Source organism: Nonomuraea sp. NPDC051941 (genome assembly GCF_044593615.1).
This window is the reverse complement of the sequence record NZ_JBIUCF010000017.1, coordinates 188,815-202,069: the sequence shown is the minus strand read 5'-3', so window position 1 is coordinate 202,069 and position 13,255 is coordinate 188,815. Positions and strand designations below refer to the sequence as shown.

The 13,255-nt window shown below is 72.2% G+C and carries 14 protein-coding genes; 10 read left to right on the top strand and 4 right to left on the bottom strand.

All coding sequences use genetic code 11. The annotated features are described in order from the left end of the window. Positions 1-162 precede the first annotated feature (162 nt). Entirely contained in the window at positions 163-1,140 is a 978-nt protein-coding gene (locus tag ACIHFD_RS28320; protein WP_397369424.1) for a helix-turn-helix domain-containing protein, read from the bottom strand. Between the two features lie 96 nt (positions 1,141-1,236). Here ACIHFD_RS28320 and ACIHFD_RS28315 point away from each other — a divergent pair, with 96 nt between their 5' ends. Further along, a complete protein-coding gene (locus tag ACIHFD_RS28315; RefSeq protein WP_397369423.1) occupies positions 1,237-2,313 on the top strand; it encodes a saccharopine dehydrogenase family protein in 1,077 nt (358 codons plus the stop codon). A gap of 314 nt (positions 2,314-2,627) precedes the next feature. On the opposite strand, the gene ACIHFD_RS28310 is transcribed toward ACIHFD_RS28315, so the two are convergent. Beyond that, a complete protein-coding gene (locus ACIHFD_RS28310) occupies positions 2,628-4,019 on the bottom strand; it encodes a glutamine synthetase family protein (protein WP_397369422.1) in 1,392 nt (463 codons plus the stop codon). Positions 4,020-4,302: 283 nt separating this feature from the next. Between ACIHFD_RS28310 and ACIHFD_RS28305 the strand changes: the two genes are divergently transcribed. The 4 genes from ACIHFD_RS28305 to ACIHFD_RS28290 all read left to right on the top strand — a co-directional run bounded on the left by ACIHFD_RS28305 (position 4,303) and on the right by ACIHFD_RS28290 (position 7,049). After that, positions 4,303-4,668 carry a hypothetical protein gene (locus ACIHFD_RS28305; protein ID WP_397369421.1) on the top strand — a complete coding sequence of 122 codons (366 nt, stop codon included), beginning with the start codon at positions 4,303-4,305 and terminating at the stop codon, positions 4,666-4,668. A 27-nt stretch (positions 4,669-4,695) separates the two neighbouring features. Next, entirely contained in the window at positions 4,696-4,914 is a 219-nt protein-coding gene (locus ACIHFD_RS28300; RefSeq protein ID WP_397369420.1) for a hypothetical protein, read from the top strand. A gap of 73 nt (positions 4,915-4,987) precedes the next feature. Further along, positions 4,988-5,596, top strand: a complete 609-nt coding sequence (locus ACIHFD_RS28295) for a copper resistance protein CopC (RefSeq protein WP_397369419.1) — start codon at positions 4,988-4,990, stop codon at positions 5,594-5,596. 217 nt (positions 5,597-5,813) lie between these two features. After that, complete coding sequence (locus ACIHFD_RS28290; protein WP_397369418.1) at positions 5,814-7,049, top strand: MFS transporter; 1,236 nt, start codon at positions 5,814-5,816, stop codon at positions 7,047-7,049. On the opposite strand, the gene ACIHFD_RS28285 is transcribed toward ACIHFD_RS28290, so the two are convergent. Together ACIHFD_RS28285 and ACIHFD_RS28280 are read right to left on the bottom strand one after the other, a co-directional pair. Continuing rightward, the gene (locus ACIHFD_RS28285) at positions 7,040-8,437 is read right to left on the bottom strand and encodes a PepSY-associated TM helix domain-containing protein (RefSeq protein ID WP_397369417.1); all 1,398 of its coding nucleotides are present in this window, start codon (positions 8,435-8,437) and stop codon (positions 7,040-7,042) included. The two genes, ACIHFD_RS28290 and ACIHFD_RS28285, sit on opposite strands and share 10 nt — an antisense overlap. A gap of 113 nt (positions 8,438-8,550) precedes the next feature. Beyond that, positions 8,551-9,090, bottom strand: a complete 540-nt coding sequence (locus tag ACIHFD_RS28280; protein WP_397369416.1) for a hypothetical protein — start codon at positions 9,088-9,090, stop codon at positions 8,551-8,553. Between the two features lie 178 nt (positions 9,091-9,268). Here ACIHFD_RS28280 and ACIHFD_RS28275 point away from each other — a divergent pair, with 178 nt between their 5' ends. From ACIHFD_RS28275 to ACIHFD_RS28255, 5 genes are all read left to right on the top strand, one after another. Continuing rightward, positions 9,269-9,472 (top strand): heavy metal-associated domain-containing protein, encoded by a 204-nt coding sequence (locus ACIHFD_RS28275; protein WP_350735069.1) that lies wholly within the window; start codon positions 9,269-9,271, stop codon positions 9,470-9,472. A 43-nt stretch (positions 9,473-9,515) separates the two neighbouring features. Then, on the top strand, positions 9,516-10,127 hold the full coding sequence (locus ACIHFD_RS28270; protein ID WP_397369415.1) for a hypothetical protein: 612 nt from the start codon (positions 9,516-9,518) through the stop codon (positions 10,125-10,127). A 186-nt stretch (positions 10,128-10,313) separates the two neighbouring features. Next, positions 10,314-11,381 carry an ABC transporter substrate-binding protein gene (locus tag ACIHFD_RS28265; protein WP_397369414.1) on the top strand — a complete coding sequence of 356 codons (1,068 nt, stop codon included), beginning with the start codon at positions 10,314-10,316 and terminating at the stop codon, positions 11,379-11,381. Then, positions 11,374-12,471, top strand: coding sequence for a FecCD family ABC transporter permease (locus ACIHFD_RS28260; protein ID WP_397369413.1), 1,098 nt, complete (start codon positions 11,374-11,376; stop codon positions 12,469-12,471). Before ACIHFD_RS28265 ends, ACIHFD_RS28260 begins: the two co-directional genes overlap by 8 nt. Beyond that, a complete protein-coding gene (locus ACIHFD_RS28255; RefSeq protein ID WP_397369412.1) occupies positions 12,461-13,231 on the top strand; it encodes an ABC transporter ATP-binding protein in 771 nt (256 codons plus the stop codon). The genes ACIHFD_RS28260 and ACIHFD_RS28255 overlap by 11 nt, the downstream gene beginning before the upstream one ends. Positions 13,232-13,255 lie beyond the last annotated feature (24 nt).

Here is a 13,255-nt window from a genome sequence, read left to right as displayed (position 1 = left end):
GAGACGCGCCCCGATGCCGGACCGGTCAACTGGCGATCAGGGCCGCGCCGGTGAGTCGGTCGGCTGGCGGTGCGGGTCGGGCTGTCGGGTCTGGTCGGATGGCGATCGGGGTCGTGTGTCGGGCCCGGTCGATTGGCGGGGCGGGTCGCGCCGTTGGGGTGGTCAGCTGGCGATGCGGGTTGTGCTTGCCCGTTCGTGGAATGTTCGGCGGTAGGTGGTGGGGGATACCCCGACGATTCGGGCGAAGTGTGCTCGTAGGCTGGCCGGTCCGCCGAACCCGCAGCTGTCGGCGATCCATCCGATCGGCCGGTCGCTGGTCTCCAGGAACTGCTGGGCCCGGCGTACCCGCTGCTGCAGCAGCCAGCGCAGCGGCGACATCCCGAGCGCCTCGGCGAACCGGCGTTCGACGGTGCGCACGCTGACATTGGCCTGGGCGGCCAGGTCGGCGATGGACAGCGGCAGATGCAGTTGCTCGGTGGCCCAGTCCAGCAGGGCGGCCAGCCAGTCGTCGCGGACCACCGGCGAGGTGGGACGGTGGTACTGGGCCTGCCCGCCGTCCCGGTGCGGCGGGGTGACCAGGCGGCGGGCCAGTTCGGCGGCCACCGCGGCACCATGGTCGACCCGTACGACGTGCAGACAGGCGTCGATCCCGGCCACCGTTCCCGCGGAGGTGATCACGTTGGCGTCCTCCACGTAGAGCACGGACGGGTCGACCCGGACGGCGGGGTAGCGGCGGCTCAGCTCCTCCGCGTGCAGCCAGTGCGTGGTGGCCCGGCGCCCGTCGAGCACCCCGGCGGCGGCCAGGACGAAGGCGCCGGAACAGATGGACAGGATCCGGATCCCGCGCCGGTACGCCTCCCGGACGATGTCCACCAACTCGGCCGGTGGGTCGTCGTGCACATTCGTACAGGCCGGGATGACGAAGGTGTCCGTCGAGTCCAGATCCCACCCGCCGCTCACCGGGGCGAGGGTGAATCCCGGGCTCAGCTGCACCGGCGCGTCACCGACCGGGACCGCCGAGAACTGGTACCACGGATCGGCCAGGTGCGGCCGGTCGACGCCGAAGACCTGACACGGGACGGCTGCTTCGAAGATCGGCATGTCGTCGGTGACGGCCATGACGACGCGATGGGCGCGCATGTCGCGAATCTAGCGCACGTTGACGTACGCGACGGTGGCTCCCGGCGGCACCGTTCAGCAAGATCGGAGGGAGCCTGAACAGCTGAAGGAGACCTGATGATGGAGATCGACGGCCGGCCCGGTCGCGGGAGCGCGAAGCCGGTGGTGGCGGTGTTCGGCGCCTACGGGCACACCGCCCGGTTCGTGACGGCGGAGCTGCTGGAGCGCGGTTGGACGCCGGTGCTGTCCGGGCGGGACGCGGTGAAGCTGGAGGCGGCCGCCGCCGCCCACCCCGGCGTGGAGTGGCGGATCGCCTCGGTCGACGACCCGGCCTCGCTCGACCGCGCGATCGCGGGCACGGCAGCGGTGATCAACTGTGCCGGGCCGTTCGGCGACACCGCGCCGCCGCTGATCGAGGCCGCGTTGCGCGCCGGGATCCACTACCTGGACGTCACCGGCGAGACCCTGGTCGCGATGAACACTTTCGACACCTACCGGGATGACCCGCGGGTGAAGGAGGCGGGCATCGTGGTGGCACCGGTGATGGCGTTCTACGGTGCGCTGGGCGACCTGCTCGCGACCGTCGCGATGGGTGACTGGCCGGCGGCCGATGACATCTCGATCGCGGTGGCCCTGGACAGCTGGCACCCGACCCGGGGCACCGTGCTGGCCGGGCAGCGCCGGGCCGGGCGGCGGGTGGTCTTCTCGGACCACCACCTGCGGGTCGTCGCGGGCGACGAGCCGCCGCCGAAGGGGACGTGGACGTTCGCCGAACCGTTCGGGACCCAGGACGTCGTGGGGCAGTTCTCCAACGCCGACGTGATCACCGTCTCCCGCCACCTGGACATCCCGCGGATCGACGCCTTCCTGAACGTCGCCCCGCTGAAGGACCTCGGCGACCCGGAGACCAGGGGACCGCAGGCGGCCGACGCCGACGGGCGATCGGCCCAGGTCTTCCTGGTCGAGGTCGTCGTCCGGCGGGGGGATGAGCGGCGGCGGGTGGCTGCGCGCGGCCGTGACATCTACGCCATCACCGCGCCGATCGTGGTGGAGGCCGCCGAGCGGATCCTGACCGGCCGCGGCCGGGCCACCGGGGTCGTCACCGCCGGGGAGCTCTTCGACGCCGAGGACTTCCTGCGGTCCCTCCCGCTGGACGAACTGTCACTGGATGAACTGCCGCTGGGCGATGGGTGAAAACGGCCGCGAGCAGGGGATCCGGCTTCGGGGTCGGGCCGCTCGCGGTGATGAGCGGGGGGTCGGCTTCGGGGTCGGGCCGGTCATGGTGATGAGCGAGGGGATCCGGGTTCGTGTGTCGGCTTCGACGCCGGGCCACACGGTCGTGAGCGGGAGATCCAGGCCAGACGTGCGAGCCTGCTCATCTCCTGCCGGTTCGGCGCCGTACGGGAGGTGGGTCTCATCGCGGTCCTCTGCGACGACGTGATCATTTAACGACAGCACACGAACCTGTCGGCCCCTGTTCAGCCCCAAGCGTCCAGCCATGCGGCGGCTCAGTACAGCCAGCGGTGGGAGCGGACCACGGCAGCCGCGTCGCGGTCGGCCGCCCAGGCGGCGTCGGAGACGCGTACCGCCCGGAAGGCGTCGGCCAGCTCCTCGCCCAGCGCGGAACGGATGCGCTCGTTGGTCAGCAGCGCGCCGAGCTGCTCCTCGACGGTGGTGGGCAGCCGGCGGATGCCGCGTTCGGCCCGCCGCTCGTCGGTCCAGGTGCCGGGGTCCTCCTGCACCGGGTCCGGAGGCGTCAGGCCGTCCTCGATGCCGGCGAGGCCCGCGGCGATCACGGTGGCGAGCGCGAGGTAGGGGTTGGCCGAGGCGTCCGACGGCTTGAGCTCGACGTTGGCGTGCGCGGCGCCGAGCAGGGGAGTGGCCGGTACGAGCCGCAGCGCCGCCTCCCGGTTCTCCACACCCCAGAACGTGTACGCGCCGGACCAGTAACCGGGCCGCAGCCGTTGCAGCGAGGACAAGCTGGGCGCGGTGACGGCCACGATGGCGGGCAGGTCGCGGAGCAGGCCGGCCAGGTAGGCGCCGCCCTCGGCGGTCATGCCCGCGGGCCCGTTGCCGCCGGACAGCAGGTTCGTCCCGGCGCGGTACAGCGAGGTGTGCAGATGCCAGCCGTTGCCCACCTGCCCGAGGGTGACCAACGGGGCGAAGCTCGCCCGCAGGCCGTGCGCGCGGGCGGCCGCGTGAACGGTCTGCCGGGCCAGCAGTTGCCGGTCGGCGGCGGTGACCGGGTCGGCGGGGGCGATGTTGAACTCGAACTGCCCCGGGCCGTACTCGCCGTGGAGCTGGCCGACGGGCACGCCGTTGCGGTCGAGGTCGCGCAGCAGCTGCTCGGCGAAGGCGTCGACGGCCAGCATCTTGGCCGGCCCGTAGGAAGGCCCCTCGTAGATGGGCCGTACGTCGTCGCCGTCGCCCCCGTCCGCCCGGCTGAGGTGGAACTCCATCTCGTAGCCGGCCAGGAAGTCCAGCCCGAGAGTCGCGGCCCGGGCGACTTGGCGCTCCAGCACGCCGCGCTGGTCGTACGGCCACGCCGAACCATCGGCCGCGACCTGCCGGCCCGGCACCCACGCGAACCCGGGCTGACCGGCGAGCCGGACCAGCCGGTCGGCGACCGGCATCAGCCGGATGTCGCCCGAGGGAGTGCCCAGCGGGGGATGCCCGAAGGTGATGCCGTCGTGGGAGTCGAACACCGCGAACAGCGGCGTGACACCCACTCCCCGCTCGACCGCCGCGCCGAACTGACCGATGGGCACCGTGCGCGACCTGGGGATGCCGTTGTTGTCGGCCCAGACGATCGTGACTCCGACGACACCTGTTTCGGCGAGATCCAGATCGTCCGTGCCGGCCTGCGGCGCGCCGGCGGTCACCTGGTCGAGCATCGGCATCCCCTCACGATCGGCCCCACTCAACGACCACACCCGAGTGTGTCCCGTTTCGGGGGGATAACGCCTGGTCAGAGCGTCGAACGCCGTGCCGTTCAACGCGCGGGTCACTTTATAGACAGCAGACCCTCAGCCGGCGGCGCCACGCCCAAGACGCGCCCCAAGGCACGCGCCCAGACGCGCCCAGGACATGCTCGGCCGCCGCCCGCGGAGCAGCCGGGCATCGCGACCGCCGTGGTGTGGGTCATTTGTTAGGCAATGCGCCGAATGCCCTGACGGTGGCGGTGTGCTCTGGCAGCATGGCGGCGTGCATGTCGGCCATCCCGTGATCCGCGCGCTGCGCGCCGCGGTGTTCACGGCCGTCTGCGTGCTGGCCTCCGCCGCCCTGCACGTGCTGGTGGGCGGAGGCGGGATGAGGCCGGGCGGGCTCGCGGCGGCGATGGCGGCGATCTGGGCCGGCGCCTACCTGCTGGCCGGTCGCCGGCGGGACTGGCCGGAGCTGCTGGCCCTGTGCGCGGTGTCCCAGTACGGCCTGCACCAGCTCTTCTCCGGCTCCTCCCCGGTGAGCCCCGTCTTCTCCTCCGGCCACGAGCACGGCCCCGGGCTCGCGATGCCGATGATCCACCTGGCCGCGGCGATGTGCTCGAGCTGATGGCTGGCTCGCGGCGAGCTGGCCCTGGTGATGCTGCTGCATCTGAACGCCGTGTGCGTGGCAGGCGTGCGTACCCTGCTCGCGGCCGTGATCACCGTCCTGTCGCCCCTCGCGATCATCGGGCGTCCCCGTTCCGCGCCGGTACGGCGGGAGCCGGCCCTTCGCGTCCCCGCCCTGCTGGCCGTCGTCGTGCCACGTCGCGGACCGCCTGCCTTCCCGGCGGCCCGCGGGTCCGCGAACGCCTGATCCGGCGCCTCCCGACAAGTGCCATGACCTTCTCCGGCATGCCGCCGGGGCCCCATGACTTCGGAGTTCACCCATGACCTTTCTTCGGCGTGCCCTTGTTCCGGCCGTCGGCGCCGTACTCGTGCTGCTCCTGACCTCGCCCGCTGCCCTGGCCCACGACCGTCTCAAGGCCAGCAACCCGGCCGACCGCGCCAAGCTGAAGAGCCTGGAGACGATCAAGCTCGAATTCACCTCGCACATGCAGCTGCCCACCATCGTGCTCGACGGCCCCGGCGGCAAGCCGGTTCCGCTCGACAAGCCACGCGTTCAGGGCAACAAGGTCTTCGCCCGGCCCACCGGCACGTTGCAGGAAGGTCGCTACCGGATCGCCTGGCGCGTGGTCTCCTCCGACGGCCACCCGATCCAAGGGGAACTCGCCTTCTCCATCACCGCCCCGGACCCCTCGCCCAGCCCTTCGGAGGAGACGTCCACTCCGGCGAGTTCTCCCGACACTCCGGAGAGCTCTCCCGAGCCGCAACCCGCCTCCGCGCAGCCGCCCTCCTCGTCGCCGGTGGCGGCCACCCGGGCCGACGGCACGTCGGGGCTGCCCGGATGGTTGTGGGCGGCGCTGGCGGTGGTCCTCGCGGGCGGCGGCGCCGTCGTCTTCGCCGCGCGCCGCAAGCCCCGCCCCGACCACGGCTGATCGCCGACAGGTTGGCGTGCCGCAAGCTCCGGCATGGCCGCGGCTGATCGCCGTCGGATCGGCGTGCGGCAAGTCCTGCCTCGGCCGTGGCTGATCGCCGACGGGTCGGTGTGCTGCAAGCTCCGCCTCGACCACGGCTGATCGTCGTGGATCGGCGTGCCGTCACCGTTGGCGGCACGCTGATCCGTCGGCGATGATGATCGCTGAAGGAGGTACCTTGCGCCGTGACATGACCCGGGCAGGCGGGGATCTCGTCGGCGAAAGGGACTTCCAGCGCCTGTGGGCGGGCACGACCGTGAGCCAGCTGGGCTCGGCGGTGAGCATGGTCGCCCTGCCCGTGGTCGCCATCACCGTGCTGGACGCCTCGGCTTTCCAGGTCGCCTTGTTGTCGGTGATTCAGGCGGTCACAATTGTCGTCGTCGCATTTCCCGCGGGGCGGTATATCGAATTCCGGGCCAAACGCCCGGTCATGATCTGGTCAGATATCGCCAGATGTATTTTGCTGTTCAGCATTCCGATCGCGGCGTTCTCCGGGCTGCTGACATTCGCTCACCTCTGCGTCGCCGCGCTGGGCAACGCCGCCGGCCAGATCGCCTCCTCCGGGGCGGCGCAGGCGCATCTGAAGGCTCTCGTCCCCGCCGAGCGGCTCATGAGCGCCAACAGCCGCCTGGAGTCGACCCGCTGGTTGAGCGTGCTGGTCGGCCCGTCCCTGGCCGGTCCGCTCATCGGCGTCCTGTCGGCGGTCGGCGCGCTGATCGTCGACGCCGTGTCGTTCGTCGTGAGCGCCTGGTCGATCCGGTCGCTGCGCACGCCCGAGCAGCCCCCGCCCGCGCGCGAGCCGAGCCCCTCCCGGCGGGCGGAGCTGTTCGCCGGGTGGGGCTTCGTGCGCGGGCATCCGGTGCTGTGGCGGATGTTCGCGAGCTGGCTCGTCTTCGCCGGCGCGAGTGCGATGGCGACGCCGCTGAGCTCGCTGTTCTACCTGCGCGACCTGGGCTTCACCCCCTGGCAGTACGGCCTGCTCATGGGGCTCCCTTCGCTCGGCGGCTTCCTCGGCGCGCGGCTCGCGCCGAGGCTGAGCAGGAGGTTCGGCATGGTCCGCGGCCTGTGGTGGGTGAGCCTCTGGCGCGGCCCCTGGTACGCGCTCATCCCGCTGGCCTCACCCGGCACCGCGGGCCTGCTCCTTTGCGGGTCCGGCTTCGCGGGCGTGCTGTTCTTCTCCGGCCTGGCGAACTCCACCATGACCACCTACCGCCAGCTCGGCACCCCGGACCACCTGCTGGCCAGGGTGTCGACGCTCTGGATCTTCGCCACGAACGTCACCCAGCCGCTCTTCATCGCCTTCGGCGGCCTGGTCGCGAGCACGCTCGGCACGCGGGCGGGCCTGTTCCTGGTCGCGGCCTTCATGCGCGTGTCCGGCCTGTTCCTGCCCCGGCGCTCGGAGGATCACGTCTGAGACCCCAGCCGGGCGCGCAGCCCGAGCAGGACGTCGACCAGCAGGAACGCGGCCAGCGAGATGCCCATCAGCGGCAGGAAGACCCCGACGGCCACGGCCAGCAGAGCGAGCGGCGCCAGCAGGGCCCAGGACACGTTCCGCCAGCCACCTCGGGGGTGCGGCTTGCCGAAGCCGCGGGTGGGCCGGCGGCGCCACCACATGCGGTAGCCGAGCACGATCAGCGTGATCAGGCCGACGGCCAGTAGCGCCAGAAGGATCTGGTTGGCCAGGCCGAACAGCAGCCCCATGTGCCCGTCGATGCCCCACCGGGCGAGCTTGGCGGCCAGCGAGTAGTCGGCGAAGCGCAGCTCGGCGCTCACCTGGCCGGAGGTGGCGTCGACGGCGACCTGGTCCAGGCGGGTGGGCGCGGTCTTGTCGATCTCCTTCACCAGGTAGGGCGCGCCGGCCTTGGCGGGCCAGGTGATCTCCAGCGGGCCGGACAGGCCCTTGGCGGCGGCCGCCTGGGCCACGCGGTCCACACCGACGTCGGCTCCACCGGCGTGGTGTCCTGCGGTCGCGGTGTGCGCGGCGTGGTCGCCGCCCGAGACGTCGCCCGAGACGTTGATCGACGGGGTCGTCCAGTCGAGCGCCGCGCGCAGCTCGTCGACGTTGGCTCCGGCGTACTTGGACCAGGTCAGGCCGGTGGCGGACAGGAACAGCAGGCCGAGCACCGCCCACAGGCCGATCGAGCCGTGCCAGGACAGCGTGCGGCGGAGCCCGCCGGCGGCGCGGTCGGGGACGATGAGATGGCGCCGGTTGCGGCGGCGCCGGGCGACCCAGAGGACCAGGCCGCCGAGCGCGACCACCCACAGCCAGCTCGCGGCCAGCTCGCTGTAGATCCGTCCGGGTTCGCCCAGGTGGAGCTGGCGGTGGAGGGTGGAGATCCAGGCGCGTACGGGCAAAGCTCCGGAGCTGCCGTAGCTTTCCAGCGTGCCGCGCACCTGGCCAGTGGAGGGGTCGACGAAGACCGCCAGCTGGGTGCTCTCGGCCAGCCCCGGCTGGTTGATCAGCACGCGGGTGGTCTGGCCCGGCTCGGCGCCGGGCCGTACCGCGGTGACGGTGCCCTGGGGGTGGGCCGCGCGGGCCGCCGCGACCTGCGCGCTGAGGGGCAGGCTGGTCCGGCCGGCGGGGGCGGTGAGCTCGTGCTGGTAGACGACCTGCTCGATCTGGTACGAGGCGGCGTACATCAGGCCGGTGCACGCGGCGACGAGCAGGAAGGGGGCGATGAGGACGCCAGCGTAGAAGTGCAGCCGCAGCACGAGCGGGCGCAGCGCGGCCCAGGCGGTCCGCTCACGGGACGGCGGGGGGACGTGATCGACGGTATTGCCGACGTCGGCGGTCGAGGTCATCAGGCGTTCTCCACTCACAGCGCACACGGATGCGCGCGCTCTCGACAAGGATTCGAGGTCCGCCGCGCCGTTCACCGGGCGTGGCGGAACACGGGCCGGTGGCCCGGAAAGGATCAGATGAGGGAGAGACGCGCCGGCGGGCCCCGCCGGAAGTTCGCCGCCGCGAACAGGCGCTGGAGGAAGGCGTCGTGGTCGTCCCACGCTGCCGGTCGGCCACCGTACGGGCTCGGCTCGACCAGCCCGCCCGTCAGGACCGAAAGGACGCACCACCAGCGGCCGACGGACGCGACGGCGAGATGGAGCAGCGCGGCCAGCGCGCACTCGCCCCGCGCCAGCCACCAGGCCGAGATGACCGCCGTCATGCCGTGCACCAGGAACATGCCCACGCCCGTGGTGTGCTCATGAGGCGGCGGCACGTCGGCGGCGCCCGCGCCGAACAGCAGATGCATGCCGTACTGGGCGGCGAAGCAGGCCGCGAGCAGCACCTCCATGCCACGCTGGCGGCCGGCGAGCAGGAACGCGCCCGTCCAGGTCAGTGCGAGCGCGCCGAGCAACGTGCCCGCGCGCACCGGATCGCCGCCGGCCAGTCCGTGCAGGGCAGCCGAAACCAGCACGCAGACCGCCGCGAACACCGCGGCGCGTATTGCGCGCAAGAAGGGCTGGCCGACATGCACCCGGTCATAGTGCCATGTGATCGAGAATTCGTATATACGGAATTTGGATCTTAAAAAACATTGCCTGTCGCTTGAACCCAGCCTCAGGAACCTGCGTATCCCACCTAAAGGCGAGCCGTGAGCGCGCCTGGTGGTATTACGGGAAAGGTTCGCGCCAATGACCCTGTCCGTCGCGGTTAAGGGAATGAGCTGTGGCTGCAGTGCCTCGACGATCCGGGCACAGGTCCTGCCACTGCGGGGCGTCGAGCGGGTGGAGGTGGACGTGCTGGGGGGCCGCGTCACCGTGAGCGGAGGCCCGCTGCTCGAGGAGTCGCAGGTGCGCGCGGCGATCGTCGAGGCGGGATACAGGGTGGCCTCCTGATCGTCCGCGGCGAGAGGCGCCTGAACTGAGGACGGCGGCACCGGTGTGCGAAGATCTGTCCGCGATGGGTCCGTTGTCGGTGGTGCGGTGGGTGCGCGCGGCGAGCTTCGCTGCCACGTGCGCCGCCCTGGCCATGCTCGGGCACCTGGCGGGCGGGGGCTACTTCGACGCGGTGTCGACACTGGGCGGCTTTCTGCTCCTGCTGCCGGTCGCGCTGGCCCTGACCGGGCGTGAGCGCAGCCTGGGCGCCATCCTGCCCGCGACGGCTCTGTCGCAGGTCGTCCTGCACGTCCTGCTGAGTCAGGGCGCCGCCCACCACACGATGGCCTCCCTCGGGGCCGTCCCGGGCGCGGCGCAACTCCATCACGGAGGTTCCCCGAGCTTCGGGATGCTGGTCATGCACGCGCTGGGCGTGCTGCTGACCTCCGCCTGGTTGCGGTGGGTCGAGTCGGGCCTGTGCGCCCTGGTCCGGCAGGTGGCCGGACGGGTGCTGCGCCCGCTGCTGGTCCTGGTCTTCACGGTGGCCGGGTGCACGGCCACCGGTCCGAGGACGATCGCGTACGCGGGTGAGGACGAAACCCCGCCCATTCGCGCCTTCCTCCGACATGCCCTCGTAGGGCGGGCACCTCCTGGAGCGCACGCAGGGACCGCCTGATCCGGCGTCGGCCGTCAGCGCCGATTCCCGGGGCCGTTTCCCCATGCCTTTTTCCCGAATAAGCCTGACACCGGGCGTGCCGTAGCGCCGCCCGGGCGCCGCGCGTTGCCGCGATGCGCCGGTCACCGTCGTGACCCGCGCCGGTCTCGCGTGCCTCCAGACTCGACCTCGAAGAGAGCAACATCGATGAATCCCTGTCATGTGCGCCGCCCGCTGGCCGCCGCGCTCTGCGCGCTGATGGCCCTGACCGGTTGCGGTGACCCCGGCGGCTCCGTGAGCGGATCCGCCGCCGTCCCCACCTCGTCCGGCTTCCCCTTGACCTTCGACAACTGCGGCACGAAAGTCACCTTCCAGCGGCCGCCGCAGCGCGTGCTGATCCTCAACGGCACCAGCGTGGCCGAGGTGGAGAGCTTCATCATGCTCGGCCTGGACAAGAGCGTCCTGGCCAACGCCCAGAGCTACGGCGTCTCCGACGACCCCGCGATGATCGGTAAGATCAAGGCGCTGCCGACCGGCGGGCTGACGATGAACAAGAACTTCGACGTCCCCGCCGAGCAGGTGCTCAAGCTCAAGCCGGACCTGGTGGTGTCCACCTGGTCCGGCGGGTTCGACGCCAAGAACGGCTTCGCCACCCGCGAGCAGCTCGCCGCCGCCGGGATCACCTCGCTGGTCAACCCGGTCAACTGCGCGATGGGCAAGCCCGCGGCCACGGACGAGGAGAAGCGCGCCTACCGCGACCAGTCGATCAACTCCTCGCTGGAGTTCATCGCGCTGCTGGGGCGCGTCTTCGACGTCCAGGACCGCGCCGCCGACCTGATCGGCAAGCTGCGCGCCCGCGTCGAGGCCGTACGGGCGCGGGTCGCGGGCCGGCCCGCCAAGAAGGTCCTCATCGCCTATCCCGGCATGGCCATGATGAACGCCAACGGGCTGCCCGCCGTGATGACCGGCGGCATCTACGACGACGTGATCAAGGCGGCCGGCGGCGTCAACGCCTTCGCCGGGCAGAGCTCGGACACCACCCGCACCCTCAACACCGAGCAGCTCGCCACCGCCCAGGTGGACGTGCTCGTGGTCGGGCAGTTCACGCCGGACGAGCAGCCCGAGGCGGAGGCGGCCAGGCTGTTCGCCGCCTACCCGCACTGGGCCGCGTCGAAGTCCAGGACGTACGCGGTGGTCTCCGACGGGGTGTATCTCGGCCCGCTCAACGCCGTGGCCGTGGAGAAGCTCTCCAAGGTGGTCCACCCCGGTGACTGACATCCTCACACCCGCACCGGCGACCAGGGCGGCGCCCTCGCGGCGCCCGCACCTCGTCTCCGGGCCCGCCACCGGGCTGCTGCTGGCCGCCCTGGTCGTCGCGCTGGTCGCGGCCCTGGTGGCAGGCATCTCCGTCGGCTCGGTCAACCTTCCGCTCGGCCAGGTCTGGGGCGTCGTCTGGGCCCATCTGACCGGGCGCGGCGCGCAGGCCGATCCGCTGCTCAGCCAGGTCGTCTGGGACCTGCGCACCCCGCGGGCGCTGCTCGCGGCGCTCGCCGGAGCCGGTCTGTCGGTGGCCGGGGTCGCGCTGCAGTCCCTGGTGCGCAACCCGCTCGCCGACCCGTACGTGCTGGGCGTGTCCTCGGCCGCCTCGCTCGGGGCCGTGCTGGTCCCCGCGCTGGGCAGCGCCGTGCTGGCCGGGACGCTGGGCGTCACCGGGGCCGCCTTCGCCGCCGCCCTGCTGTCGGCGCTGCTGGTGTACGTGCTGGCGCAGCGCGCGGGCCGGCTGCTGGACTCCTGGCTGGTGCTGACCGGCGTGGCCGTCGGCTACCTGTGCGCGGCGGCCACCACGTTCGTGCAGCTCCAGCTCAACCCGACCGAGCTGCGGGGCATGATGTTCTGGCTGATGGGCAGCGTCGCGGGGGCGTCCTGGGCCGACCTGGGCGTGCCCGCCCTGATCGTCGTCTGCTGCCTGGCCTGGCTGTCCCTGCAGGCCCGCGCGCTGAACGCGCTGCTGGCCGGGGAAGAGGCCGCCATCGCCGTCGGCGTGCCGGTGGCGGTGCTGCGGATCGGGCTGCTCGTGGCCGGCTCGCTGCTGACCGCCACCGTGGTCAGCGTGGTCGGCGGCATCGGCTTCATCGGGCTGATGATCCCGCACATGGCCAGGTTCGTCGTCGGGGCCGACCACCGCCGCGTGCTGCCCGTGTCGCTGCTGGCCGGGGCGCTGTTCCTGGTGCTGGTGGACCTGGCGGCCCGGATCGCCGACCGGCCCAACGAGCTGCCGGTGGGCATCTTCACCACCGGGCTCGGCGTTCCGTTCTTCCTGTGGCTGCTGCGCCGCCGATCAAGTGGAGGCACCGATGCGGCTTGACCTGACCGGCGTCAGCGCCCGCATCGACGCCCGCCCCATCGTCGAGGACGTGAGCCTGGCGGCCGGGCCGGGCGAGTTCGTCGCGCTCATCGGACCGAACGGCAGCGGCAAGTCCACCCTGCTGCGCACCGTCTACCGGTCGCTGCGCCCGTCCGGCGGCGTGGTCCGGCTCGACGGGCAGGACCTGTGGGGGATGCGGCCCCGCCAGGCCGCCCGGCACCGCGCCGTGCTGCCCCAGCACAGCCAGGTCGCCGACGGGCTGTCCGCCGCCGACGTCGTCGCCACCGGCCGCCACAGCCACCAGCGGCTGCTCGACCGGGAGAGCGCCGCCGACCGCGCGGCGGTCGCCACCGCGCTGGAACGGGTCGGCATGGCCTGGGCGGCCGACCGGCTGATGCCGACGCTGTCGGGCGGGGAGCGGCAACGTGTGCTGCTCGCCCGAGCGCTGGCCCAGCAGGCGCCGCTGCTGGTGCTCGACGAACCCACCAACCATCTGGACGTCGGCTCCCAGCTCCTGCTGCTGGACCTGATCCGCTCGCTCGGCCTGACCCTGCTGGCCGCCCTGCACGACCTCGACCAGGCCGCCGCCTACGCCGACCAGGTCGTCGTCCTGCGCGACGGCCGGGTCGCCGGGCACGGCCCGCCCCTGGAGGTGCTGACGCCGGCGTTCATCGAGGAGGTCTTCGGCGTACGCGCGCACATCAGCCCGCACCCGATAACCGGCCGCCCGCACATCGCCGTGGCGTCACCCGCACCGTGAACGTGCGCCGGCCGGTCCCTGGAC

Bases quoted from the DNA above. Each gene is read 5' to 3' on its own strand.
- ACIHFD_RS28320 (WP_397369424.1), bottom strand. From the start codon at position 1,140: ATGCGCGCCCATCGCGTCGTCATGGCCGTCACCGACGACATGCCGATC.
- ACIHFD_RS28315 (WP_397369423.1), top strand. From the start codon at position 1,237: ATGATGGAGATCGACGGCCGGCCCGGTCGCGGGAGCGCGAAGCCGGTG.
- ACIHFD_RS28310 (WP_397369422.1), bottom strand. From the start codon at position 4,019: ATGCCGATGCTCGACCAGGTGACCGCCGGCGCGCCGCAGGCCGGCACG.
- ACIHFD_RS28295 (WP_397369419.1), top strand. From the start codon at position 4,988: ATGACCTTTCTTCGGCGTGCCCTTGTTCCGGCCGTCGGCGCCGTACTC.
- ACIHFD_RS28285 (WP_397369417.1), bottom strand. From the start codon at position 8,437: ATGACCTCGACCGCCGACGTCGGCAATACCGTCGATCACGTCCCCCCG.
- ACIHFD_RS28275 (WP_350735069.1), top strand. From the start codon at position 9,269: ATGACCCTGTCCGTCGCGGTTAAGGGAATGAGCTGTGGCTGCAGTGCC.
- ACIHFD_RS28265 (WP_397369414.1), top strand. From the start codon at position 10,314: ATGAATCCCTGTCATGTGCGCCGCCCGCTGGCCGCCGCGCTCTGCGCG.
- ACIHFD_RS28255 (WP_397369412.1), top strand. From the start codon at position 12,461: ATGCGGCTTGACCTGACCGGCGTCAGCGCCCGCATCGACGCCCGCCCC.